Annotated in this window: 21 protein-coding genes and 1 pseudogene; 12 read left to right on the top strand and 10 right to left on the bottom strand. The window is 69.9% G+C overall.

The features are described from left to right. Positions 1–29: 29 nt before the first annotated feature. Both ABZ855_RS26330 and ABZ855_RS26325 read right to left on the bottom strand, forming a co-directional pair. Positions 30–197: pseudogene (locus ABZ855_RS26330) on the bottom strand (CopG family transcriptional regulator); the annotation flags it as partial. Between the two features lie 234 nt (positions 198–431). Beyond that, on the bottom strand, positions 432–1,994 hold the full coding sequence (locus ABZ855_RS26325) for a carbohydrate-binding protein (protein ID WP_360810812.1): 1,563 nt from the start codon (positions 1,992–1,994) through the stop codon (positions 432–434). Positions 1,995–2,360: 366 nt separating this feature from the next. Here ABZ855_RS26325 and ABZ855_RS26320 point away from each other — a divergent pair, with 366 nt between their 5' ends. Continuing rightward, entirely contained in the window at positions 2,361–3,239 is an 879-nt protein-coding gene (locus tag ABZ855_RS26320) for a calcium-binding protein (RefSeq protein WP_360810810.1), read from the top strand. Between the two features lie 90 nt (positions 3,240–3,329). Here ABZ855_RS26320 and ABZ855_RS26315 read toward each other — a convergent pair whose 3' ends face one another. Then, entirely contained in the window at positions 3,330–5,105 is a 1,776-nt protein-coding gene (locus ABZ855_RS26315; RefSeq protein WP_360810808.1) for a lysyl oxidase family protein, read from the bottom strand. 301 nt (positions 5,106–5,406) lie between these two features. Next, positions 5,407–7,485, bottom strand: a complete 2,079-nt coding sequence (locus ABZ855_RS26310; RefSeq protein WP_360810806.1) for a sigma factor — start codon at positions 7,483–7,485, stop codon at positions 5,407–5,409. A 204-nt stretch (positions 7,486–7,689) separates the two neighbouring features. Here ABZ855_RS26310 and ABZ855_RS26305 point away from each other — a divergent pair, with 204 nt between their 5' ends. Then, the gene (locus ABZ855_RS26305) at positions 7,690–8,115 is read left to right on the top strand and encodes an SsgA family sporulation/cell division regulator (RefSeq protein ID WP_360810804.1); all 426 of its coding nucleotides are present in this window, start codon (positions 7,690–7,692) and stop codon (positions 8,113–8,115) included. A gap of 187 nt (positions 8,116–8,302) precedes the next feature. Here ABZ855_RS26305 and ABZ855_RS26300 read toward each other — a convergent pair whose 3' ends face one another. Next, positions 8,303–9,262 (bottom strand): ABC transporter substrate-binding protein, encoded by a 960-nt coding sequence (locus tag ABZ855_RS26300; protein WP_360810802.1) that lies wholly within the window; start codon positions 9,260–9,262, stop codon positions 8,303–8,305. 401 nt (positions 9,263–9,663) lie between these two features. Here ABZ855_RS26300 and ABZ855_RS26295 point away from each other — a divergent pair, with 401 nt between their 5' ends. The 4 genes from ABZ855_RS26295 to ABZ855_RS26280 all read left to right on the top strand — a co-directional run bounded on the left by ABZ855_RS26295 (position 9,664) and on the right by ABZ855_RS26280 (position 14,678). Next, positions 9,664–13,086: an ATP-binding protein gene (locus ABZ855_RS26295; RefSeq protein WP_360810800.1), complete on the top strand. Its 3,423-nt coding sequence runs from the start codon at positions 9,664–9,666 to the stop codon at positions 13,084–13,086. Next, on the top strand, positions 13,083–13,559 hold the full coding sequence (locus tag ABZ855_RS26290; protein WP_360810798.1) for a roadblock/LC7 domain-containing protein: 477 nt from the start codon (positions 13,083–13,085) through the stop codon (positions 13,557–13,559). Before ABZ855_RS26295 ends, ABZ855_RS26290 begins: the two co-directional genes overlap by 4 nt. Before the next feature lie 89 nt (positions 13,560–13,648). Next, a complete protein-coding gene (locus ABZ855_RS26285; protein WP_319205919.1) occupies positions 13,649–14,092 on the top strand; it encodes a DUF742 domain-containing protein in 444 nt (147 codons plus the stop codon). Then, positions 14,079–14,678, top strand: a complete 600-nt coding sequence (locus ABZ855_RS26280) for an ATP/GTP-binding protein (RefSeq protein ID WP_360810796.1) — start codon at positions 14,079–14,081, stop codon at positions 14,676–14,678. The genes ABZ855_RS26285 and ABZ855_RS26280 overlap by 14 nt, the downstream gene beginning before the upstream one ends. Positions 14,679–14,730: 52 nt before the next feature. Here the strand turns inward: ABZ855_RS26280 and ABZ855_RS26275 are convergent, their stop codons facing one another. Genes ABZ855_RS26275 through ABZ855_RS26265 form a run of 3 tightly spaced genes read right to left on the bottom strand, consistent with a single transcriptional unit; the run spans position 14,731 to position 17,311 of the window. Next, on the bottom strand, positions 14,731–15,399 hold the full coding sequence (locus tag ABZ855_RS26275; RefSeq protein ID WP_360810794.1) for an ABC transporter permease: 669 nt from the start codon (positions 15,397–15,399) through the stop codon (positions 14,731–14,733). Beyond that, positions 15,396–16,112: an ABC transporter permease subunit gene (locus tag ABZ855_RS26270; RefSeq protein ID WP_319205922.1), complete on the bottom strand. Its 717-nt coding sequence runs from the start codon at positions 16,110–16,112 to the stop codon at positions 15,396–15,398. Before ABZ855_RS26270 ends, ABZ855_RS26275 begins: the two co-directional genes overlap by 4 nt. Beyond that, on the bottom strand, positions 16,109–17,311 hold the full coding sequence (locus tag ABZ855_RS26265; protein WP_360810791.1) for an ABC transporter ATP-binding protein: 1,203 nt from the start codon (positions 17,309–17,311) through the stop codon (positions 16,109–16,111). Before ABZ855_RS26265 ends, ABZ855_RS26270 begins: the two co-directional genes overlap by 4 nt. 221 nt (positions 17,312–17,532) lie before the next feature. Between ABZ855_RS26265 and ABZ855_RS26260 the strand changes: the two genes are divergently transcribed. From ABZ855_RS26260 to ABZ855_RS26245, 4 genes are all read left to right on the top strand, one after another. Further along, complete coding sequence (locus tag ABZ855_RS26260; RefSeq protein WP_360810789.1) at positions 17,533–17,955, top strand: hypothetical protein; 423 nt, start codon at positions 17,533–17,535, stop codon at positions 17,953–17,955. Between the two features lie 25 nt (positions 17,956–17,980). After that, positions 17,981–18,169 (top strand): hypothetical protein, encoded by a 189-nt coding sequence (locus ABZ855_RS26255; RefSeq protein WP_319205925.1) that lies wholly within the window; start codon positions 17,981–17,983, stop codon positions 18,167–18,169. A 148-nt stretch (positions 18,170–18,317) separates the two neighbouring features. Beyond that, positions 18,318–18,500, top strand: coding sequence for a hypothetical protein (locus ABZ855_RS26250; RefSeq protein WP_360810787.1), 183 nt, complete (start codon positions 18,318–18,320; stop codon positions 18,498–18,500). A 168-nt stretch (positions 18,501–18,668) separates the two neighbouring features. Next, on the top strand, positions 18,669–19,478 hold the full coding sequence (locus ABZ855_RS26245; RefSeq protein WP_360810785.1) for a hypothetical protein: 810 nt from the start codon (positions 18,669–18,671) through the stop codon (positions 19,476–19,478). Between the two features lie 79 nt (positions 19,479–19,557). On the opposite strand, the gene ABZ855_RS26240 is transcribed toward ABZ855_RS26245, so the two are convergent. Further along, complete coding sequence (locus ABZ855_RS26240; RefSeq protein ID WP_360810783.1) at positions 19,558–20,040, bottom strand: potassium channel family protein; 483 nt, start codon at positions 20,038–20,040, stop codon at positions 19,558–19,560. 110 nt (positions 20,041–20,150) lie between these two features. On the opposite strand from ABZ855_RS26240, the gene ABZ855_RS26235 reads away from it, so the two are divergent. After that, positions 20,151–20,360: a hypothetical protein gene (locus ABZ855_RS26235; protein WP_360810781.1), complete on the top strand. Its 210-nt coding sequence runs from the start codon at positions 20,151–20,153 to the stop codon at positions 20,358–20,360. A 48-nt stretch (positions 20,361–20,408) separates the two neighbouring features. On the opposite strand, the gene ABZ855_RS26230 is transcribed toward ABZ855_RS26235, so the two are convergent. After that, positions 20,409–21,332, bottom strand: a complete 924-nt coding sequence (locus ABZ855_RS26230) for an NAD(P)-dependent oxidoreductase (RefSeq protein WP_360810779.1) — start codon at positions 21,330–21,332, stop codon at positions 20,409–20,411. Positions 21,333–21,427: 95 nt separating this feature from the next. Between ABZ855_RS26230 and ABZ855_RS26225 the strand changes: the two genes are divergently transcribed. Next, positions 21,428–24,568, top strand: coding sequence for a beta-N-acetylglucosaminidase domain-containing protein (locus ABZ855_RS26225; RefSeq protein WP_360810777.1), 3,141 nt, complete (start codon positions 21,428–21,430; stop codon positions 24,566–24,568). Positions 24,569–24,867: the final 299 nt, after the last annotated feature.

The following is a 24,867-nucleotide window of genomic DNA, read 5'->3' as shown; positions in this document are numbered from 1 at the left end:
TCACCCGAGGGCGAACAGCGGCTGCGCCCGAAGGTGCGGGAGAACAGGGGCTCGTCCCAGACGCGGTTCGCCATGGCCGCGAGGTGGATCCCCTCCCGGATGATCTCGGCCTCGGCGATCCCCCGCCGCTTGGCGGCCTCCTTGATGATCGCCAGGTCCTCGGAGTCGGCGTAGACGTGGACGCGCTTCATGGCCATGCACCAAGGGTGGGCCATTGGACAGGTCGGGGTTGTCCGTCCGATGGCTCGGCTCGGCCGAGAGCATGTACGACCAACCCCTGTTACTAACATCGAGGTTACTAACATCAATGTTAGTAACCTCGATGTTAGTAATGCCGATGCCTCGGCAGACAGCCCCAGGTCAGCGACCTGGAGCTGTCCCTGGAGCTGTCCGGGCTACGCCCTATCCCCCGTACGTCACGCACTCATCCCTCAGCCGAACGTCACCACCAACCGCCCGTCCGAAGCGAACGACCAGTGCAGTGCACCCCCGTACGACGAGCAGCGGGAGCCGTTTGTGCCTGACCAGAACTGGTTCGTCGTGTCGGCGTTGCCGATGATCCGGTCGTTCGAGCCGCTGCCGCTTCGGCATGACGTGTTCGAGCGGAAGACCGACGTGCCGCCGTCGAAGCTGAAGTTGCGTTCGGTGTTGTCGATGCTCACGTTGTCCGACACCGACATCGTGCCGGGGTTGCTGTTCCACGTGAAACCGTGCTTGCCGTTCTTGTAGGCGATACTGCGCCGCACGATGTGGTTGACGGCGATGTCGTCGCCGCCGAGCTTGTAGCCGTTGCGGTCGCCGTTGCCGGCCTGGGAGCCGTCGGTGAGCGTGCCGTTGTTGTAGGAGAGGGAGTCCTCGATCGTCACCGGGCCGATGGGGCCCGTGTCGGTCTTGGTGTAGAGGTCCCAGCCGTCGTCGATGTTGTTGTGCGAGACCGCGTAGCGGAAGACGTTGCCGGAGCCGGTGGTGAGCTTGGCCGCGAAACCGTCGGCGTCCTCGCCGTCCGAGTCGGCGTTGTCGTGGGACTCGGCGCTCAGGATCAGGTTGTTCGCCGGCCAGTCGGCGGCCGGGGTGGTCGAGGCGATGCGGCCGAGCTGGAGGCCCGTGTCACGGTTGAAGCGGGTCACCGTACGCTCGACGATGTTGTTGCTGCCGCCGACGTAGATGCCGTTGTCACCGGCCCGTTCGACGATCAGGCCCTTGATGTGCCAGTAGTTGGCGTTGAGCTGCAGGCCCCGGTTGGACGAACTCTCGGTCTGCGCCGAGAAGTTGAGGACCGGGGTCTCGCCCGGGTAGGCGGCGAGCGTCGTGCGTGCGGACGTCGTGCCGTTGTTGCCGACCGGGATCGTCACCGTCGAGGCGTAGTTGTACGTGCCTCCGCGGACGTAGATCGTGCCGCCCGCGGTGATGCGGCTGATCGCCGAGGTGAGCGTGGTCGGCGCCGATGACGTGCCCGCCGCGCTGTCCGTGCCGGACGGGGACACGTACAGGGCGGAGGAGGTCGGCGGGGGCGTGGTGCCGCCGTCCGGGACGTTCGCGTCCAGGTAGTCGATGTTGGGGAGGCCCGCCGCGGCCGTCGGGTTGAGGCGGATCGTGTTGCTGCCCGCGACCACCGGGACCGTCAGGGTCTTCGTCGTCCACGCCGTCCAGGTGCTGGTGCTCTCGAACGACGCCGTCGTGACCGTCGTACCGTTCACGATGACGCTCACCGGCCGGACGGTGGTGGTGCCGTTGGCGAAGCGGACGCTCAGTGTCGCCGTGCCCGATGCGGGTGCGGATACGGTGAACTGGGCATACGAGCCAGCCGAGTTGGTGCCGTTGCAGAATCCGCTGCCGGAGTAGCCGGTCCAGTCGGAGTCGATGGTGCCGGTGCAGACCGACGGTGAGGTCTCGGCCTCGTAGCGCGTCGTCGCGGCCTGCGCCGTGGTTCCGGACAGCGCGACGAGTGTGCCTGCCAGCAGGCTGACGCACGCCATGACTGGTCTCAGTTGCATCGTGGTTCTCCATCTCCAGGACGGGAGGAACAGCTGTTGGGCCGGACCGGATTGGAAAGCGCTTTCTCTCGGAAGTTAGGGGGGTAGTCCTGGACACGTCAATAGACGCGTACTTGATCGTTGTTCATATGGATGGACGATTGGAGGGTTGTTGAGGGGTGTTGAGGGGTTTTTGAGTCATCGTTCGAGTCGTCGTTTGAGTCATCGGGTGGGGGGTCGTTCCACCCCTTGAATGCCATCGGGTCGAACGTCTGGCCGTCCGCTCGATCGGCAGACACAACCCATGGCGGGCCTCGGCCGTCTCACATGGCGTCACAGAAATCCGTAAACGCCCCAAGTGCCCATGTGAATACGGAGGTTACCCACATGCCCTCTTCCCCCGGCGGCCGACGGACGTCCCGCGTCGCGCCGGCGTCGTTTCTGGCGCTGACGCTGGTCACCGCGACCGGGCTGGCGGCCGTCCCGCTCGTGCTGGCCGGTACGGCCGGTGCCGCGACGGCGTCCGCGATCGCGTCGGCCAAGGCCGAAGTCTCTTTCAACGACCAGGAGTTGAGCTACACGGCGGCTCCTGGCCAGACCAACAAGCTGACCGTCACCGAGTCGTACGCCAATGACACGGACATCACCTTCGCGGTCGACGACGTCGTACCGATCAGCGTCGGGCGCGGATGCGCGTATCCCAACCCCGCCGACCACACCAACGTCCGGTGCACCGTCGTCACCGTGGACAGCCAGAGCCCGTACGCCGTCCTGCGGATGGACCTCGGGGACGGCAACGACGTGGTCGACTTCAACAACAAGACCAACCAGGCCTACTACTCCAACTCGATCTTCCTGGGCGCGGGCAAGGACAAGCTGACCGACCGGGGCAGCGTCGACGCCAACTACGTCGAGGGCGGGGCGGGCGACGACACCATCAGCGCCGGCCCGGCGTCGTTCGTCCGCGGCGGTGACGGCAACGACACCATCACCACCACCGGCGACATCGCCGAGGGCGGGAAGGGCAACGACGTCCTGCGCGGCGGTGCCGGCGGCCAGAGCCTGAGCGGCGAGGACGGCAACGACACCCTCTACGGCGGAACCGGCGACGACGTCATGTACGGCGGCAAGGGCAACGATGTCCTGTGGGGCAACAGCGGCGTCGACCAGATGTGGGGGAACAGCGGCGACGACAAGCTGTACGGCGGCCCGGGCAGGGACGTCCTCTCGGGCGGCCCGGGCAGGAACGTCGTACGCCAGGACTGACGACCGCTCGGCTGACGACCGCGCGAGAGGCCCCGGAACTTATTTCTCCGGGGCCTCTGGTTTGCCGGTCTGCGGTCGCGCGCTCGGCGTCTACTGCACGTCGATCAGGCCGTGCGGCGGTACCTTCACCGTCCGGGCGCCGTCCGTGCCGCCGAGGATCACCTTGCGCAGGGCGACGTTGTTGTTGAGGTTGGACTCCTGGAGGCGCTTCTCCGGGTTGGCGATGACCTGGATGTAGTACGTGCCGTTCGGCAGACCCGTGATGTCGAACGACTGGCCGGGACGGTACTGGGTGTACGTGTCGCCGGAGCCGACGTCCAGGACCTCGCGGACCGACAGCGCGCTCTTCTCACCGCACGCGGTCGACAGGTCGGTGTTGTACGGGTGCCAGTTGGCGTTCTTCACCGTGTAGTCGATCGCGTCGGTGTTGGCCAGGCAGAACGCCTCCTTGCCGCTGCGCACCTCCTTCGTCTGGTCGGCGCTCAGGAGGCGGTAGCTCGCGAAGTCGGTGAAGTGCCAGTGCTCGTGGCCGATCCGCGGGTCCCACTCCATGGTGCCGGTCGGGGTGTAGCCGACCTGCTTGCCGTTCGCGTCGTAGAAGTACTGGTAGGCGTCCATCAGGTCCTTGCCCAGCCGACGGAAACCGTCGACGACCAGCGGGGCCGGGCCCGCGTTCCAGACGTTCGCGCTGAACGCCAGGTAGTCCTTGCCGGGTACGTCCCCGTCCTCGCCGTCCGTGACGGCGATGTCCCACGCCGGCAGTGAACGCAGGTCCGGCTTGGGCACGTTGGCCGGTACGCCCGCCCTGCCCGTGGGCCGCTGGGCGGCGGCCTTCAGCGCGGGCGCGACGCGCGAACCGTCGGTGTGGCCCGGGCCGTCACCCAGGTGGTGTGCCATACCCCGGTCGACGAGCGCGTTGGGGAAGGCCGGCAGGGTGGGCATGTCCGCGCCGCGCGGACCGTAGTGGTGCGACGAGGCGGGCGGGCCGGACTGCAGGGCCCCATGGCCTGCATGGGCTCCATGGGCTCCATGGGCTCCATGGCTTCCGGCGTGGTGGGCGGAGGACCGTGAGGTCAGGCCGACGCCGCCTCCGCCTTCTCCGCCCCCTTCGCCCTCGTCGCTCGGCGGCAGCACCGTCACCTTGATCGTCGGCTGGTCATTGGGAATGCCGAACAGGTCGCGGTACTTCTTCCCGACCGACACCTTCGCCGTGTACTCGCCCACCGGCAGATCGACCGGCTTGCTGTAGTCGATCGAGCTGACGTTGGCCGCCCAGCCCTTCTCGATGCCCCAGATCCCGCCCAGCGTGAACGGGTTGCCGGAGCAGCTCTCCGGGAAGTGCGAGGTCGCCGGGCCGTCCGGGCGGATACGTCCCGAGGCGTTGTTCGGGCAGAACGTGCCGCTGTTCTTCGCGACCTCCTGCCCTGCCGCGTTCTTGAACGACACCTCGAGGAAGCCGGGCAGGCCCGCGAAGTCCTTCACCAGGCCGGCGGGCAGCTTCTTCGCCTCCGCCTTGCCGTTCTTGCGGGTGATCTGCTCGGCGATCACCGGGTCGTTGTACGACTTCCGGGTCACCTTGAACTCGAGCGGTACGTCGTCCACGGTGATGTACGTGCCGAGGTCCACGTAGACGCCGGGTTCCCCTTCCCAGCGTTGGGTCGTGACGGTGTCCGTCGCGGCCACGAGCCGGAGTTTGGGCTTCGTGGGCGCGGCGCCCGAGGCCGCCCCCGCCCCCGGCGCCGCTCCGGCCACCGACACCACGACGGCCAGTGCGGCCCCCGCGGCGAGTGCCGAATGCTTCAGGCGGCTGCCGTTGCGTTCGATCTGGTTCCTGATGCTGGCTCTGCTGTGCTGCTGAGTGGTCATCGGTTCCTCGTCTGTCTGCCGGCGCCATGGTCAAGTGGCACCGGACTGGACACAGCCCACGACCGGCCGACATACAAACGGACGCACCCCACGCGTCCAAGCCATGTCTGTGAGCAACCTGTGAGACAGGCGAATCGATGCGCAGGTTGCTCAGCGAGCAGAAATTCAACCGAAAGCGGTCTGCGGTCCGCAGCGCTTGGCTCCGGGTTCAGCCGCCGGGTTCGGCAACCGCCGGGGTCAGCAGCCGCTGGGTTCGGCAACCGCCGGGTTCGGCAACCGCCGGGGTCAGCAGCCGCCGGGGTCAGCAGCCGCCGGGGTCGGGAACGGGGGGTTCGTCGACAGGGGGTTCGTCGACGGCGGGCGGCTCATCGACAGGGGGTTCCTCGACAGCAGGGGGCTCATCGACAGGCGGCTCATCGACAGGGGGTTCCTCGACGACAGGCGGCTCGGCGACTACCGGTGGCTCGTCAACAGGGTTGGGGTCTACGGGAGTTGGCGTGACCGACACCGGGTCCGGGTCCGGGTCCGGCGTCGGTGCCACTACTGGCGCCGGGTCGGGGACCGGGGTCGGGGCGGGCGCCGGGGTCGGCTCCGGGTCAGGGGTCGGAGCGGGCGCCGGGGTCGACGCGGGGTCAGGAATCGGCGCCGGAACCTCCGGTGTGACCGGCGGCTCCGCAGCGGGCGGCTCCTCCACCGGCGGCTCAGTGACGGGAGGCTCGGTGACGGGAGGCTCAGTGACCGGAGGTTGCTCCACCGGCGGCTCAGTGACAGGAGGCTCAGTGACCGGAGGTTGCTCCACCGGCGGCTCCTCAACCGGCGGCTCCTCAACCGGAGGTTCCCCCTCCCCCGGCGGTACCGGAGGCACCGAAGCCCCCGGAGTCACCGGCGGCACCGGCTTCCCCGGCGGCACCGGCTTCCCCGGCGGTACAGACGCCCCCGGCTTCTCGCTCACCGGCGGTACCGGCTCCTCCGCCGGAGGCGCGGGCTCGGCCGGCGTGCTCGGGCCAGGCGCGGCACCAACTCCCGTACCCGCACCGCCACTTGCACCACTACCGTCGCTCACACCACTGCCGCCGCTCCCCGGAGCCCCCGCGACCGCCCCGCCCGCCGCAGGACCCCGTACCTCCGTCGGAACCCGCCCCGGCGCAGCCGCAACCGCAGCCACCCTCACCGGGGAGTTCACGGGCCCAGCCCCGGGCCCAGCCACCGGCGCCGCCTTCAGTGGCACAGGCGCCTCCGCCACCGGTGCCGGTGCCAACGGGTTGTCCGCGAGCGGGATCCTGGCGCGTTCCTCCAGGTGAACCTGGGGAGAGGTGAGCGCGAGGGTGACCGCGACGGCCGCTGCCGCCGCCCCCGTGCTCAGCGCGAGCGCCTTGGGCACCTTCGAACCACCGGCCACGACATGACGTACCGCGCGCACGGCATGCGCCACATGCAGCCCGCCCCCACCATGACCGGCCACGGCAGACACCCCCGGGACACCAGCGCCACCAGCGCCACCAGCGCCACCAGCGGCCCCAGTGGCCCCAGAGACCCCAGACACCCCGGACACCGCACTCGCCGCACCCGCACTACTCGCCGCCAGCGACAGCAAGTACTTCCCCGTGCCGCCCACAACCAGCACCAGCAGTGCCGGGCCGACCAGCGCGGGCAGGCGGTCGTTCGTGCGCATCAGCAGGGCGAGTCGGTGGCGGCAGTCGTCGCAGGTGTCCGCGTGGGCGAGAAGCTGGTCGGACTGGCGGCGGGTCGCGGTGCCGCGTACGTACGCGGGCATGCGCACCCAGTACGGCTCGCACGCCGTGTTGTCCGGGCGGCCGGGCTGCTCGCGCAGGAAGGCCTGGCGCATGCCCTCGCGGGCGCGGTGGAGGAGTACGGCGGTGGCGCCCTCCTTCGTACCGGTACCGATCTGGGGGCCGATCGCCGCCAGGGGCTGCCCCTCCGCCTCGGCGAGCCACAGCGCCTTGACCCAGCGGTCGGGGAGCTGGCCGAGCACCCGTACCAACAGGTCGACCGAGGACACCTGTTCGGCGGGGTCCTCGACGTGCCGCCCCTGGGAGACGACCCGCTCGGACCTCTCGAGCCCACCCGTCCGGTCCAGCCGCTCCGACCTGTCCTGCGGGTCCTGCGGCGTCTCGCGCGCCGAGCTGCTGCCCACGCTCGCCGCGAGGTGCCGGACCGTCGTCATCAGGTACGCGGGGACGTTGTCGATCTCGTGCCCCGCCGCCAGGCGCCGCCACACGCGGAAGTGCGCCTCGGCGACGAGGTCCTCCGCGGCCCAGCTGCTCTTGGTGAGCGAACGTGCGTACGCGACGAGACGCGGCTGCTGTTCCTCGTAGATACGGGCGTACGCGTCGGTCGCGGTGGCGGTGTTGTCAATCATGGGCAGGAACGCTCCAGTTACCTGCGGATGGGGCATTGGGGCTGAGTTTGTAAGGCTAGATGACAAAAAACTCAACTAATTACCGAAAGTGACGCAGGTCACATGGGGTGACTCCCGTTTCGGCGTAATGCCGGGGCAGTCGCGGAGGTCGAGAAGGCAGTTCGGCACCACCGGCCCAACGCCCACCTGAACGGGAAGTCGATCATGCACAGACCCCAGCGTTCCCTGGAGCAGTCCGCACGCGCCCGCCTGATCACCCCGGGTTACGAGGAGCTTTCACTCGTCGTCACCCTGCGCTACGAAGCCGCCGACCCGATCGCCGTCCACATCGACTTCCCCGTCGAGGTCTCGGCGGAGGGCGAGGAGGTGACCTGGACGTTTTCCCGACTGCTCCTGGAAGAGGGGCTGGAGCACCCGGCCGGTATCGGCGAGGTCCATCTCTGGCCGTGCGGCCCCGTGCACACGGTCGTGGAACTGCACTCGCCGTACGGGTTGGCCGTGATCCGGTTCCGTACGGCACAGCTGCAGCGGTTTCTGCACCGCTCGTACGGCGTTGTCGCACCGGGCATGGAGGACCTGGGCCCGGAGGTCGAACGCGGACTCGCCCTGCTGCTGGGCGGGGTCAATTGACGACCCGCAGGGTGACGGCCCGCAGGGTGACCACCCGCAGGTTGACGGCCCGCAGGTTGACGGCCCGCAGGGTGACGGCCCGCCGGATGACGGTCAGCCGGACATGCCTCACCGTCGGCGAGCACGAGCGGCTCGCCGACGGTGAGGGTGTCGTATGTCAAACGCCAAGCGCGAGGGCGTCGGAGTGTCAGCCCAGGCCGACCGTCTTCAGCCAGGCCTTGGCGACGTCCAGCGGGTCCTTGCTCTCCAGCTGCACCTGGGTGTCCATGGCGAGCAGGGCCTTCGTGTCGAGCTTGGCGGAGACGGCGTTGAGCGCGGCGACGCCCTCCTGGGAGAGCCCGCTCTTGTAGACCAGCGGGGTCACGTTCGCGAATCCGAAGAGGTTCTTCGGGTCCTGGAGGACGACGAACTTCTCCTTGAGGATGGTCGGGTCCGTCGTGAAGATGTCCGCGGCCTGCACCGTGTTCTTCTTCAGCGCGGCCTGGGTCAGCGGGCCGCCCGCGTCGAGCGCCTTGAAGGACTTGAACTTCAGCCCGTACACCGACTCCAGGCCGACCATGCCCTGCTGACGGGTCTGGAACTCGGGCGAGCCGCCGAGGACCAGGTTGGGCGCGATGTCCTTGAGGTCGGCGAGCGTGGAGGACGCGGTCAGGTTGTACTGCTTCGCGGTCGCCGCGTTGACGGTGACGGAGTCCTTGTCCTCGGCCGGCGACGACTCGAGCAGCGTGAGCTTGGAGTCGAGCTTGGCCTTGGCCGCCGCGTTGACGGTCTCGAGCGAGGTCTGCGCGGCCTTCGCGTCGAGGTAGGCCAGCAGCGAGCCGTTGTACTCGGGCAGAACGGTGATGGAACCGTTCTTGAGCAGGCCGTAAGTGGTCTCGCGGCTGCCGATGTTGGGCTTGTAGGTCACCTTGATGCCCTTGGCCTTCAGGGCCTCGCCGTAGATGTCGGCGAGCAGGATGCTCTCGGCGAAGTTGTTGGAGCCGACGACCACGGTGTCACTGGCGGCCTTGTCGCCGGCGAGCGGGTCGGACTTGGTGTCGGACGAGGAGGAACATCCCGCCAGCAGGACTGTCGCCGCCGCGAGGGCGACGGCCGCCGCACCGGGGTGGTTCCTGAGGGGCCTGCTGCTGTGGGCGTTGGTAGTCACGGTTCCCGTTCCGGGCTGGAGGATTGATGAGAACTCAAACACTTTGCTCTGATCCAATCCAGCCACTTCTTGATCAGTCAAGAGGAATCGGGTTACCGATTGACTTCGATACGTGATCACTTGGCGACAAGTCCGCGCGTGCCGCTTCGTGATGGATTCTTGACTTAGGGCAACCCGCTCGACAGTTCGAAGAAGGGATAGTCTCGCCGGGGTTGGCGTCCGCCACAGCCGTGGGCGGGGGCCACAGCGGTGTGCGGGGGCCGCTTCCGTATCGTTCGTCATTGATCGTTCGTCATTGATCGTTCGTGATTGATCGCTCGTCATTGGGCGTTCGTCATTGAGCGTTCGTCATTGATCGTTCGCGCCGTCGCACGCCTGCAACACCCTCTGAAGGAGGCCCGGTGTCCACGAAAGAGGTGGACGCGTCAGCCCGGTCGGCATCCTCGGCACCGACGTCCGCGCGTCGGGGTCTGCGGGGCTTCGCCGACCGATGGCCCTTCCAGCGCAAACTGAACGTACTAGTCGGTATCCCGCTGACGGTGATCGCGCTGCTGCTGGCGTACCTCATCGTCGACCTGGTGCAGGAGTCCAACCGCGCGGAGAACGCCGCCCAACTGGTGCGCGACAGCGCCCAGGTCGCGCAGCTCGTCGCCACGCTCCAGGACGAACACCAGCAGGCCATCCTGCTCTCCGTACGGTACGAGGCGTCCCTCGACGGCGGCGCCCCCTCCACCGACGCCTACCGCAAGGCGCAGATCGCCGTGGACGCGCAGGTGCAGAAGGTGGTCGACGCCTTCGGGGGCCGGCTGCCGGACACCGAGGTGCAGGCGCTCAAGGACGTCCAGGGCCTGTCCGGCCTGCGCGCCACCATCGAGCAGGGCTATCTGCCCGCCACCAACATCGACCCGGCGTACTCGGGCGCCGCCGACGGCCTCATCGACGGTCTGGGCCTCGACCGCAACGCCGACCTCGCGACCACCTTCACCGGCAACCTTCTCGACTCCCTGCTGCGCGCCGACGCGGCGCACGGCGCGTTCGAGACCGGCGTGTTCTCCGCGCGGACCGGCGACAGCAACGCGCTCATCGAGTTCACCGGTGCCGTGGGCTCCTACGAGCTGTTCACCTACCAGTCCGAGCGGTTCGGCCGGTTCGCCAGTGAGGCGCAGGCGGACGAGTTCGGCGGCATCGAACACAACGCCTCCCAGGCCTCGATCAGCCAGCACTACGCCGAACTGGCCGTGGACCCCAGCGCGTTGCAGGCGGAGTCCAAGGGCCAGATCCGTGCGGCGTTCCGGGCGGCCATCGCCTCCTACCCCGACTACAGCAAGCAGGCCGAGACCCGGCTGAAGATCACCGCGTCGCTCATCGACCAGATCGCCGACCGGGCCGACGACACCGCCAGCAGTGCCAAGTGGCGGGCGGGCCTGCTGCTGACCCTGGCGCTGCTCTGCTTCGCCGTGTGGATCGCCTTCTCCATCCTGGTCCGCCGCTCCGTGGTCCGGCCGGTGCTGGCGCTGACGGGCGCCGCCCAGGAAGTCGCCGACGTGGCGGGCCGCGAGCTCGCCCGGGTCGCCGACGACGACGCCGAGGAGTCCGGCTCCCCGCGGCTGCGGCAGCTGCCGGTCACCGCCGACGACGAGATCGGTGAACTCGCCGAGGCGTTCAACAACGTGCAGACCACCGCCGCCGCGCTGCTGGAGCGGCAGGTGCTGAGCCGGCGCAACGTCGCCGAGATGTTCGGCAACGTCGGTCGCCGCGTGAGCAACCTGACGACCCGTCAACTCGCGCTGATCGACGCGGTGGAGCGCGGCGAGACCGACCCGGCCCTCCTCGAACGCCTCTACTCCATCGACCACATCGCGGTCCGCCTGCGCCGCAACGCCGACAGCCTGATGCTGCTGGCCGGCATCCGCGAGACCGTGCTGGACTCGGGGCCGATCGCGCTCACCAACGTCGTACGTGCCGCGCTGGGCCAGATCGAGGGTTTCCGGCGGGTACGGCTGCGGGCCGCGACCGAGGCCATGGTCGAGCCCGAACTCATCGGCGACCTGACGCTGATGATCGCCGAACTCCTCGAGAACGCCGTGTCGTTCTCGCCCGCGGACAGCCCCGTCGAGGTGGTCGTCTCCTCCGACCACGACAGCGCGTCGGTCACCGTCGCGGACCACGGGCTCGGCATGAGCGCCGAGCGCATCGCCGAGGAGAACGCCCGCCTCGTACGCCGCGAACGCCTCGACGTCGTCCCGACAAAGGTGCTGGGCCTGTTCGTGGTCGGGGCGTTGGCGCGCCGCTGGGACGTGGACGTCACCCTGTCCCGTACGCCGGGCGGCGGCGTGACGGCCGAGGTGATGATCCCCTCAACACTGCTCCAGCCGACGAACGAACTGGCCCCGACGGGCCGCTCCGCCGACGCGGCCGCGCCTCCCGTCCCCACCGCACTCGCCGCGCCGTCGGCCCCCGCGGCCGGCCCGTCCCCGTCGGCCTCGATCCCGGCACCGACCCCGGCGAAGGTCCCGTCCTGGGCCACGAAGGAGGAGGAGACGACCAGCCTCCCCCGCCGGGTCCCCCGCCGCGACACACCCCCGAACGAACAGGACACCGAGGCCCCGGCGACCGTCTCCGCCGAGCCGGCACACACCCACGCCCCCGGTATCCCGACACCACGCGCCACCGAGCCGCAACTCCACACCCACGCGGAAGACACCCCCGGCTCCCACACCAGTACACCGACGGCCCACACCACCCACACCGGTACAACCGCCCACCCGCCCGGCCCTCAGCCCACCACCGGCGCCACCTCCTCCCCGGCCGGTGCCCAGCCCCCCGCCCGTACAACGGAACAGCCCTCGCACGCCTACCCGGCAGCCGCCGAGACCGGCCTCAACCACCCGGCCGGACCCTCGCCCTTCGCCCGTACGCCGGAGCAGCCCACGCACGCCGAGCCGGCAACCTCCGGAAACGGCCACGACCACACGGCCGCGCCCCAGCCCACCGCCGGCGCCACCTCCTCGGCCGGGACCCAGCCCCCCGCCCGTACAACGGAACAGCCCTCGCACGCCTACCCGGCAGCGTCCGAGACAGGGCACGACCACGCGGCCGGACCCCAGCCCACCGCCGGTGCCCCTTCCTCCCCCGCCGGGCCCCTGCCCCCCGCCCGCACGCCGGAACAGCCCCCGCACACCTACCCGGCAGCCGCCGAGACCGGCCACTCCCACGCGGCCGAACTCCAGCCCACCGCCGGTGCCCCTTCCTCTCCCGCCGGGCCCCTGCCCCCCGCCCGCACGCCGGAGCAACCCACGCACGCCTACCCGGCAGCCTCCGGCAACGGCCTCCACCACCCGGCCGGGTCCCAGCCCTCCGCCGGAGGCCCCTCCCCGGCCGGACCCCAGCCCACCGCCGGTGCCCCCGCCCCGGCCGGGGCCGATCCCTTTGCCGTCGGGCCCGACGGCTCCCGTCCGCTTCGGCGGCGGGTGCGTGGGGCCACGCTGCGGACGACCGTCGACGCCGCCGCCCAGCAGGCCGCGCGGCAGACCGCCCGCCCCGTCGACGCGGACGCCGTGCGCGACGCGCTGGACGAGTTCGAGGCGGCCGTGGCCCGCGCCCACCGCGACACCGGCGAGCACCCCCGCCCCACCGAAGGCCCGCTCGCTCGCCAGAGCGATCACCGTCCCGACGTTTCGCCCGACCGGGCCGACCGGACAGCGCCGTCCGACCCGTCCGACCGGCCCGGGCCGATCACCGACCAGATCAGCGTCGCAGACACCCCGCACCACCAGATCCACCAGATCCACCAGAATCACACTCCGGAAGGAGCCGAGCAGTGAGCACGTCGACAGGTGAGACTCCCGCCGGAGACGCCCAGCCGATCGATCTGCGGGCCGCCGCAGCCGACTTCACTTGGCTGCTGAGTCGTTTCGCCACCGAGACCGCAGGGGTCGTGGACGCCATCGCGGTGTCCTCCGACGGGCTGCTGATCGCCGTGTCGGCGCTCCGCGAGCACGCCGACTCGGAACGGCTGGCCGCGATCGTCTCGGGCATCACCAGCCTGGCCGCCGGCGCCTCAGGCAACTACGGTCTCGGCGGCCTGAACAAGGTCATCATCGACCTCGAAGGCGGCCACGTCCTGGTCTCCGCGATCGGCAGCGGCGCCGTGCTCGGCGTCGTCACCGGCAAGGAGGCCAAGCTCGGCAACATCGCCTACGAGATGACGGTGTTCGCCAACCGCGCCGGCAGCGCGCTCAGTCCGCAGCTCGTCCTGGAACTGAAGAACAGCGTCGGCTCAACGCACACGCGCTGAACGCCCGTAGACGGCACGTAGACGGCCCGTAGACAGCCAGTACGCAACCCGTAGAGACACCGCAGAGTCCGTAGAGAGAGCGAACACCGATGGCGGACGGCCACACACCGCGCGGGGCCGGCGAGGACGGCGTCGCCCCCGTGGGCCCCGCGTCCGCCGTCCGGCCCTTCCTGGTCACCGCCGGCCGGGTCGCGGGCGGCGCGGGCGAGGCGTCGTCCGGCAGGACGATGCCCGTGGAGACCCAGCTGGTGGCCACCACCGGCGGCCTCGCCGCGCTCGACCGCCTCTCCTTCGAACAGCACGACATCGTCGCCGCCTGCCGCGTCCCGCAGTCCATCGCGGAGATCGCGGCCAGGCTGCGGCTGCATCTGAACGTGGTGCGGGTCCTCGCCGAGGACCTCCGCACGGCGGGGCAGCTGTCGGTGCACGTGCCCGACTCCGGCGTCACCCACGACGCATCCGTTCTGCGCAGGGTTATCGATGGCCTGCGGGCCATCCCCGACTCCCGGAGGGTACTCCGTGACACCGACTGAACCGCTCGTCCGCACCTCCGCCGGACAGGCCTCCGTACGGCCGCCGTTGCCGGTCAAACTGGTGATCGCGGGTGGCTTCGGCGTGGGCAAGACCACCGCCGTCGGCTCGATCTCCGAGATCGAGCCGCTGACCACCGAGGCGGCCATCACCGAGGTCGCGGCGGGCGTCGACGACCTCAGCCACACCCCGCGCAAGACCACGACCACGGTCGCGATGGACTTCGGCTGCATCACCATCGACCCGACACTGAAGCTGTACCTGTTCGGCACGCCCGGTCAGGAACGGTTCGGGTTCATGTGGGACGACATCGTGGAGGGCGCGGTCGGCGGGCTGGTCATCGTCGACACCCGCCGCCTGGACGACTGTTACGCCGCCGTCGACTACTTCGAGCACAAGCAGATCCCGTTCGCCGTCGCCGTCAACGCCTTCGACGGCCAGACCGTGCACACGCTGGACGAGGTCCGCTGGGCCCTCGACGTGTCCGAGGGCGTGCCCTTGCTGGTCTTCGACGCCCGCGAGCGAGGCTCCGTACGGGACGCCCTGCTCGTCGTACTGGAACAGGCCCTGGCCCGCTCGGAAGCCTGACGGGTCCGGCTTCCGTATCCGGTGGCCCGGCGCAACACCGGGCCACCGCAGACTAGTTGCTCCTCCGCACCCCCGGCGAGACCGTCAGTTTCGTCGCCGCCCAGAACACGGCGAGCGTCGCAAGGGCCATGCCCGCGACCAGGGTCGCGCCGCCCACCACCTTCTCGTAGTTGTGCTGGTAGAGACCGTCGACGATGTAGCGGCCGAGGCCGCCGAGGCTGACGTACGCGGCGATGGTGGCCGTGGAGACGATCTGGATGGCCGCCGAACGCAGCCCGCCGAGGATCAGCGGGAGCGCGACGGGCAGTTCGACGCGCAGCAGGATGCCGGACTCGCGCATCCCCATGCCCCGCGCGGCGTCCACCGGCGACGGATCCACGGAGCGCATCGCCTCGTAGGTGGTGACCAGGATCGGCGGTACGGCGAGGACGACCAGCGGGATCATCACGGGCGCCATGCCGAAGCCCAGCGCGAGGGTCGTCACCACCAGCAGACCGAAGGTGGGCAGCGCGCGCCCGGCGGTTGCCACCAGGGACAGGACGTTGCCGCCGCGCCCGTAGTGACCGGTGATCAGCCCGATCGGCAGGCCGATCGCGGCGGCGAGGGCGAGCGCCTGCAGCGAGTACTGGACGTGCTCCCACAGGCGGGTCGGGATGCCGTCGTAGCCCTTCCAGTGCGCGCTGTCGCTGAAGAAGGCGTTGATGAAGTTGAGTACGTTCACCGGGCTGCGTCCTCCAGTGCGGGCACCGCCGGTTCGGGGCGGACCCCGGCGGACTTGGACTTCGCGCGGCGCGTCGCGCTCGGCATCCAGGGGGTGAGCAGGACGCGTACGACGACCAGCAGGGCGTCCGCGAGCACCGCGAGGGCGGCGCTGGTGATCACGGAGTTCCAGGCGAGTTCGGGCCGGTTGTAGATCTGCGCGTCGTGCAGCAGGTTGCCGAGCGCGCCCTGGTTGCCGATCAGCATGCCGACGCTGACGAGGCTGATGCTGGACACGGTGGCCACCCGCAGCCCGGCGATGATCGCGGGCACCGCGATCGGCAACTGGACCTGGAGGTAACGGCGTACGGGCCCGAAGCCCATGGCGGTCGCGGCGGCGAGCGTCTCCTGCGGAACCGAACGGACACCGTCGACGATCGCCGGGACGAGCACGACCAGGCTGTAGACGGTGAGCGGGATCATCACCGTCAGTTCGGTCTGGCCGGTGTAGTCGATGAGGACGACGAAGAAGGCCAGGGACGGGATCGCGTAGAGGACGGTCGTCACCCACAGCACGGGCGGGTACAGCCAGCGCAGCCGCACGCACAGCTGGGCCAGCGGAAGCGCGAGCAGCAGCCCGCCCAGCACGGGCAGCAGGGCCTCACGCAGATGGAGCCCGATGAGGCCGAGCCAGTCGTGCTGAAGGTCGCTGGGAATGTCGAAGAAGCGGTTCACCGGGCGGTGGCCTTCCGGGAGCCGGCCCCGGTGGAAGGCGTCCCCTGCCTACCCGCCACATCACCGCCCACCGCATGCCCACCTGCCGCATGGCCACCCGCCGCGTGGGCACCGCGGATGGCCTCGCCGATGGCCGCCTGCGAGACGACTCCGGCGGCCCGGCCCTCCGCGTCGACGGCGACCGCCCAGCCGGTGGGCGACAGAACGGCACAGTCGAGGGCGGCACGCAGGGTGTCGCGTCCGGCGGCGAACGGCCGTCCGTACGGGAGCAGTCGGCCGGCGTCGATCTGTCCGGCCGTCAGCGCGCCCGGCTCGCCCCAGCCGAGCGGGCGGCCGTCCAGGTCGGTGACGAGGAGGTAGGGGGCCTCGGTCGTGCCGCGTGCGGCGAGCTGCTCGGCGGTGGCGTCGATCGCAACGATCGGGGTGGTGAGCAGTTCCAGCCCGGCGGAGGTGAAGAACGACAGCCGCCGGATGCCCCGGTCGGCGCCGAGGAAGTCCTCGACGAAGTCGTCTGCGGGGTCGGACAGCAGCTCGGCGGGCGGCGCGAACTGCGCGAGCCGGCCGCCGGTACGCAGTACGGCGACCATCGTGCCGAGCTTGACGGCCTCGTCGATGTCATGCGTGACAAAGACGATGGTCTTGCCCAACTCCTCCTGGATGCGCAGGAGTTCGTCCTGAAGCCCCTTGCGGACGACGGGGTCGACGGCGGAGAAGGGCTCGTCCATCAGCAGCACCGGCGGATCGGCGGCGAGGGCACGGGCCACGCCGACGCGCTGCTGCTGGCCGCCGGAGAGCTGGTAGGGGTAGCGCTTGGCGAACGAGGCGTCGAGCCCCACCCGTTCCATCAGCTCCCGCGCCCTGGCGCGCGCCTTGTCCTTGCTCCAGCCGAGCATCCGGGGGACGGTGGCGATGTTGTCGACGACCGTACGGTGCTGGAAGAGCCCTGCGTTCTGGATGACGTATCCCATGCCCCGGCGCAGCGTGTTGACCGGCTGCTGCCGGCTGTCGACGCCGTCGATGAGGATGGTGCCCTCGCTGGGCTCGACCATCCGGTTGATCATCCGCAGGGTGGTCGTCTTGCCACAGCCCGAGGGGCCGACGAGGACGGTGATCGAACGATCCGGTATGTCGAGGGAGAGCCGGTCGACGGCCACAGTGCCGTCCGGGTACCGCTTGGTGACTGAATCTATTCGTATCAAAGCGCCGAATACCCTTCGGGTCTGGCTGTTTCCGCCCACTCTTGACCAACCGAGTTTCGGGCCGTTGCGGGGAGAGTCTAAACCGCTTGTGTTTCGCCCCTTTTCACGGGATAGACCCGCCCTCACCGAGGACGCTTCCGGCCCCGCCCACCTGAATCTCCGTGGCGCCCCCACCCCCTCGGCCGCTACGTTCCCTCCCATGACCGACAACCGAAAGGGCGATGCCGCGTAGGCGCCCGTCCGCCCTACGGGGCGCGCCTCCCACACGGGGACGGAACCGACAGCGGTACGCCTCCATCGACCACCTCTCCGCTTCGTGCACGGCCGACATACGCCGGCTCGAACTGGTCCGCCGCCTACCGGAGTCCACGGCGCAGGCCTTCGCCCGGTGGAAGACCCTGGCGTACGGCCCACTGCGCCGGTTCGCCGAGCCGTTCCCGGCGGACGCATGCGGCATCCCCGGATGCGGATGCTGCCCGGGGTACTACCGCGACCACCTCGAAGCGATGCTGCACGCCCTGCCCAGGAAGAGCGCCCGCGAACTACGCACCCTGATAAGGGAGTTGGACCGCGTCATCCTGGACCGGGCCCGGATCCTCAAGGCCGACCATCCCGACGCCCCCTGGTGGCGAACTCAGCTGTGAAGGCATGGACGGAGAAACAGCGACAGTGAGCAGAAAACGTTACGTCGCCCGGGGCGTCCCCGGCGGCTACCGCATCTGGAGCAACCGGGGACGCCGCTGGTGGGGCGACCTGTACGAACTCTGCCCCGACGACCTGCTCACCGAGCTCAACGGGGCCGCCGACCCCGACCGGATCACGGCCCTGCTCAAGCGGTACCGGGCGCTCAAGCGGTAGCGGCGACGGCAACCGGCCTCGGAGACACGCGAGGGGTGTAGCGGGCTACACCCAGGGTTCGGGAGAGCACTCCCTCGTGACGGAGAGGCGTTCCCGGGATCGTTGACCTCGGAAGCGAACGCCTCCCCCACCACTGGAAGGAAGCCCCATGAAGTCCCTGCTCGCCGCCAAGCCCGTCCTCTGGTTCCTCTTCCTCTTCAACCTCGTCGTCGCGGCCGCAGCCCCGTTCGTCGTGGACGGCACGCAGGGCGTCATGACCGGTGTCGGGATGGGGGTCGTCTCGCTCGGCGCGGGCGTCAGCCTCCTCAGGGGCCGCAAGACCGCCCTCTGACGGCCGAATGGCCGGACAAGGCAGCAGGAGCCCGGATCGCGAATATGCGCAGGTCAGCGGCGCGACACCCCTCACACTCGCCGTAACTGAGGGTCATCCAGCGGTTGCGGCCGGTGGCGGGGTTTCTCACCGTGGGTCCAAAGAGAGCAGCTCTCGAAAGGACTGCGCATGCGCGCCCTCGTATCCCGTTCCGGCCTCGGCACCCGCTCCCGCGGGGTCTTCCTACCGTCGTCGGTCGTCTGTGCCGCCCTGATATTCGGCCCGGTCGGCACGGCCGTCGCCGTCACCGACGCCAGCCGGGACGTCTACGCCTCCATCGGCGCCGCCCCGTCGTGGTCCATCACGTCCACCACCTCCACCACCTCCACCAGGCCCCTCCCACCCCTCACGCCCTCCACCTCCACGGACCGCGTGCTGAAGCGCCTCGGCGCCCTCGATCGCGCCGACCGGACCGACGTACTCACCCCGGTGCTCAAGGTCCTGACCGACCTCACCGAGCAGACCGGCACCGGCCGACTGACCCCGGCCCAGGCGGCCGGGTTCGCGACGGCCGTCGAGACGGCGAAGGCCTCGCTCAAGCAGCGCCTGGCGGAACGCACCGGGAAGTCGAACAGGGCAGCGGCGCTCATGGCCGACCCCATCTCGGACCTCCTGGACCAGCTCCAGGCAACGCTCGGCGGCCTCCTCGACACGGTGACCGGCCTGGTGGGTGGCCTCCTGGACACGGTGACCGGCCTGGTGGGCGGCCTCCTGGACACCCTGGGCAACCTGCTCGGAGGCCTGCTGGGCAGCCTGCCACCCCTCCCGGTGGAAGTGCCCCCGGTCGCGCTGCCGCCGCTGGAAGTTCCTCAGGCCGCGGTGCCCGCAGTACCCGCAGTACCTGCGGTTCCCGCGCTGCCCGCGCTGCCCGCGCTGCCGGCGCTTCCCGCCACAGAGGGCTTGGCCGGGGTGGAGATCACCCCGGACACGCTTCGCTGACCCGGTCGCGCCAACCGCCAACGCCAACACCCAGGGCCCGCACCTCGCCTTCCGACGGGGGCGGGCCCCAGCACGACACTCACCGCTCACGATCCTCCCGCCCGTCCCTCCCGGCAAGCATCCGCTCCACCCGGTCGAACCGTTCGTGCAGCGCCGCCGCCGTCTCCTCGTACGCGCCGCGCACCCCCTGATGCCGCCGCTCGTCCCGTCGTCTCTCCTCGCGCCCCACGAACCAGGTGGCCAGCGCGGCGGTGACCATGCCGTACGCGGTGATCCCCAGGATCATCACCACGGCACCGACCACCCGGCCCCACAAGGTCACCGGGTAGAAGTCGCCGTAGCCGACAGTCGTCGCCGTCTCGACCGACCACCACAGGGCCTTCGGATACGACGTCAGGTTCGCTGCCCGCACCCCTTCCTCGGCGGCGACGACGGCGTACGAGCCGATGAGCATCACCACGACCAGCGCGGCCGTGGCCCCGCCCGCCGCCCTCAGGTGCAGCGGGCGGCCTTCACGGCCGAGCAGCAGCTCGACCGCCTTGGTCAGGAATCCGGGCAGCATGCCGCGATCCTGCGGTACGGAGACGCCGTACGGAGTACAGCTGCGCGCCGCTCCGCCCCCGCGGGTCACCCCACTCACCCGAACGGCCGCCACCGGCAAGGGAGTACGGCATGTCCGAGAAGCTGACCGAGACCTTCGCCTTCACCTGCCTAGCGTGCGGCACGGCCTGGAACCGCACCTTCGAGATCTTCTCCCTCCCCGACCCGGCGGGCTGTCTGAACCCCCTGGAGTACGTCGACGAGGACGGCCGCGCCATGCGCTCCCCCCTGACCGACGCCGTCTGCGGAACCTGCGGCAGCCGAAAGGTACGGGTGGGCTGACTCCGTAAGGGTGGGCCCTACTTCCTACTTCTCCTCGGAGCTGTCGAACTACTTCTCCTCGGAGCTGTCGGAGCTGTCGAAGCTGTCGAAGCTCGCGAAGTACGCCGCCGCCATGTCCTCGTCCCCGTGCCCCTGTTCGGCGGCGCGCCGGAAGCGTTCGGCGGTCGCGGCGGCCACGTCCAGCCGTACGCCGTTGCGCTCGCCCGCCTCGACGATCAGCCGGGCGTCCTTCGCGGCCGTGGACACCGCGAAGCTCGCCGGTGTCAGCTTCCCGTCCAGGATCAGGCCGGCCTTGGCGCGCAGATAGCCCATGTCGAGCGGACCGCCGGCGATCGCGTCGAAGAAGCTCTGCGGGTCGACGCCGAGGGCCTGGGCAAGGGCCAGCACCTCACCGGTCGCACTGGTGGCGGCGAGCACCCAGCTGTTGGCGACGAGCTTGAGCCGCGTCGCGCTGCCGTCGGCGCCGTCCTCGCCGGTCCACACCGTGCGGGCGCCGACCGCGTCGAGGACGGGTGCGACGGCCGCCCGGTGTTCCGAGGGCCCGGCGGCGAGCACGAGCAACTGCCCTGCCTCGGCGGGCTGCCGGGTGCCCAGTACGGGCGCGTCGAAGAAGGCGAGCCCCCACTGGCTCGCCAGGGAGCCCAGTTCACCGATCGCGTCCACCCCGGCCGTGGTCGACTGCACCCACGCGGCACCCGGACGGAGCGCCGGCTCGGCCTCGCGCATGACGTCCCGGACGGCGTCACCGTCGTACAGCATCGTCAGGACGACGTCGGCGTCCCCGACGGCGTCGGCGGGCGTGTCACACACCTGGACTCCGGCCACGGCGGCCAGCGGTTCGGCCTTGGCGCGGGTCCGGTTCCACACCCGGACGGCGTGCCCGGACCGGGCGAGGTTCCGGGCCATGGCGGCGCCCATGATGCCGGTGCCGAGGACGGCGACGGAGAGAGCGGGGGTCTCGATGTCGGTCATGGGGCCAGTAAAGCAAGTCGTCGGGGTCTTGCCGTCGGGTGAATCCATCCACCAGGATTCCGCACGATGGATAAAATAGTGAACCGGAGCCGGCCGTGACCCCGGCACTGAAGTCAGCGAGCGGTCTCCTGGCCGCACTGGCCCTCTGCGTGCTGGGCACCGCCCCGGCCCCCGCCGCGACGGCGACGCCCCACCCCACCACCGCCACCGCCGCGTCCCCCCTCCCCTTCCCCCACATCTGGCCGACCCCCCAACAGTCGACCCCCGGCCACGGCAGACAGCAGCCGGTCCCGAAACAGGTCGTCGAGGTCGTCGGCCACGCCACCGACCCCGCCGCCCGCACCCTCGTCGAACGCGTACTGCGCGACGCGGGCGCCCGCACCATCCGTACGGTCACCGCGGGCCGCCCCGTACCCCCCGCCGCCCTCACCGTCTACATCGGCGGCCCCACGGAGAACCCGGCAACGGCAAAGGCGCTCACACGCCTGCACGCCGCACCCCCCACCCAACTCCCCTCCGGCGGCTACACGTTGGCCACCGGCAAGGGCACGATCGCCCTGTCCGGCGTCGACCCCACGGGCACCTTCTACGCCGCCCAGAGCCTCCGCCAGCTCGTCACCCCTCAGCACTCGATCCCCGCCGCGACCGTCCGCGACTGGCCGACGACCCCCCTGCGTGGAGTGATCGAAGGCTTCTACGGCACTCCCTGGACACAACAAGACCGCCTCTCCCAACTCGACTTCTACGGCCGCACGAAGCAGAACGTGTACGTCTACTCCCCCAAGGACGACCCGTATCTGCGCGCGAACTGGCGCGACGACTACCCGCCCGCCCAGCTCGCGACCCTGAAGCAACTGGTCGACCGGGCCGCCGCGAACCACGTCCGCTTCACCTACGCCCTCTCCCCCGGCCTCTCGGTCTGCTACTCCTCGCACGCCGACATCAACGCGCTGGTCGCCAAATTCGAGTCGCTGTACGCGATCGGTGTGCGCTCGTTCGCCGTACCGCTGGACGACATCAGCTACACCGCCTGGAACTGCCCTGCCGACGAGCAGAAGTTCGGCACCGGAGGCGGAGCGGCCGGCGCCGCGCAGTCGGCCCTCCTCAACAGCGTCGTCAAGGACTTCGTCGACGCGCACACCGACGTGACCCCGCTGGAGATGGTCCCGACGGAGTACTCGGATCTCTCCGCCTCCCCCTACAAGACAGCCCTGCGGGAGCGGTTGGACCCGTCGGTCGTCGTCGAATGGACGGGCGTCGGCGTCATCGCCCCAACGATCAGCACCGAACAAGCCCGCCAGGCACGCGAGTTGTTCGGCCACCCCATCCTCATCTGGGACAACTACCCGGTGAACGACTACACCACCAGCCGCCTCCTCCTGGGCCCCTACACGGGCCGCGAGGCAGGCGTGGCCACCCAGGTCACGGGCATCACCGCCAACCCGATGATCCAGGCGGAGGCCAGCAAACTGGCCCTCTTCACGTCGGCGTCGTACGCCTGGAACCCGAAGGCGTACAACCCCCGAGCAGCTTTCCTGGCCTCGGTAAAGGACTTCGCGGCCAACGCACCCAAGCGCACCGCCACTTCCCTCCGCGTCTTCGCGGAGAACAACTACTCCTCCCTCCTCAACACCACCGAGTCCCCCACCCTGACCCCCCTCCTCAAGGCGTTCACGACGGCGTACGAGAGCGGCGACGGCCTCGACAAGGCGGCCCACGCCCTCACCTCCTACTTCGAGGAGATGGCCGCCGCCCCGGCCACTCTCCGCGCCACCCTCCCCAACTCCGGCTTCCTGACCGAGACTTCGCACTGGCTAGACAAACTGGGCGCGTACGGAGAGGCGGGCAGAACAGCCGTACAGCTGATGCTCGCGCAGACGCAGGGCGACACGGACGCCGTCGCCACCCTCTACGCCCGCCTCCAGTCGCAGCGCGGGCAACTCGACTCGGTCCCCCAGCAGATCGCCCCGGGCGTACTGGACCGCTTCCTCTTCGACGCGACCCTGCGCGCGGCCCCCGACCCGGGCCCGGACGCCTCCTTCACCCCCACCGCCCTGTCCCTGACCCCAGGCGCCACCACCAAGGCAACCCTCACGATCACCAACAACCGCTCCACCACCCCCACCACAACAACCACAACCACCTGGAAAATCAAGGAATTCGACGGCCTGACCATCACCCCGTCCACCGGCACGCTCACCGTCCCACCAGGCGGAAAGGCCACCGAGACGGTCACCTTCACAGCGGCCCCCAACACAACCGCGGGCGTAAGGTCGGTCGCGGTCACCGGAGATGGACTGATCAGCCGAGCAATACCGGTACAGATAAACGAAGTTGTCGACGGCAGCACCCACGCCCTGACGGCCAACTTCAGTGGCGCGTCGGTGAGTTCGGTGGACCTGACCTCCGGCACATCGACGGAGATCCCCGTGGGCAACAACCCTGGGGAGGTCGTGATCAGCCAGGACGGCCGTACCGCCTACGCGGCGAACCAGGGTTCGGACTCGGTGAGCGTCATCGATGTCGCCGCCGCGAAGGTCACGTCAACGGTGGCGGTCGGCGACGTCCCGGCGGGCCTCGCCCTCACCCCCGACGGCCGGACCCTCTGGGTCGCGGACTACTCGGACGACGCGCTCCAGCCCATTGACCTGGCCACCGGCACAGCGGGCGCGAAGATCGCGGTCGGCGACGGCCCGGAGAACATGGCGATCACCCCGGACGGCACCACCCTCTACGTGGCGAACATCCACGACAGCACGGTGAGCCCGGTCAACCTCACAACAGGCAAGGCGGGCAAGCCGATCGCCGTCGGCCCGAACCCGTTCAACGTCGTCGCGGCCCCCGACGGAAAGACGGTGTACGTATCCAACTCCGGCGGCTCGACGGTCACCCCCATCGACACCGCCACCAACACGACCCGCCCGACCTTCCTGGTCACCGGCCAGGCATACGGCCTGGCCGTCTCCCCCGACGGCCGCACCCTCTGGGTCAGCGCGAGCAACGGTGACACGATCACCCCGCTCAACACGGTAACCGGCGCCCCGGGCACCCCGATCACCGTAGGCCGCTCAGCCTTCGACGTCACCCTCGACTGGAACGGCACAACGGCCTACGTCACCACAGCAGACGCAGCCACCCTGATCCCGATCACAACGGCAACAGAAAAGGTAGGCACCCCCTTGAAAACAGGCGCCTACCCCCTAGCCGCAGCGGTAACGGGAGTCCCGGTCCCCTAAAAACCAGCCGCCCCACCCGCGCCCCTGCTTTTCAGGGGCGCGAGGAACGGCGCGACAAGCCACAACGATCCCGCAGACGCAGTCGCCTTTAGGGGCGCGAGGAACGGCGCGACAAGCCCCCACACACCCGCAGACGCAGTCGCCTTCAGGGGCGCGAGGAACGGCGCGACAAGCCCCCACACACCCGCAGACGCAGTCGCTTTTAGAGGTCCTAACAAAGGCGTTGGACGTGGCGGTGGGTGATCAGACAGGTGGCGAGGCCGAGGAACGCTTCGTGGATGTCATCGCGTCTCTCCCAG

This window comes from Streptomyces sp. NPDC047042 (assembly GCF_040644035.1).
Taxonomy (GTDB): Bacteria; Actinomycetota; Actinomycetes; order Streptomycetales; family Streptomycetaceae; genus Streptomyces.
This window is presented reverse-complemented; position numbering and strand designations above follow the sequence as displayed.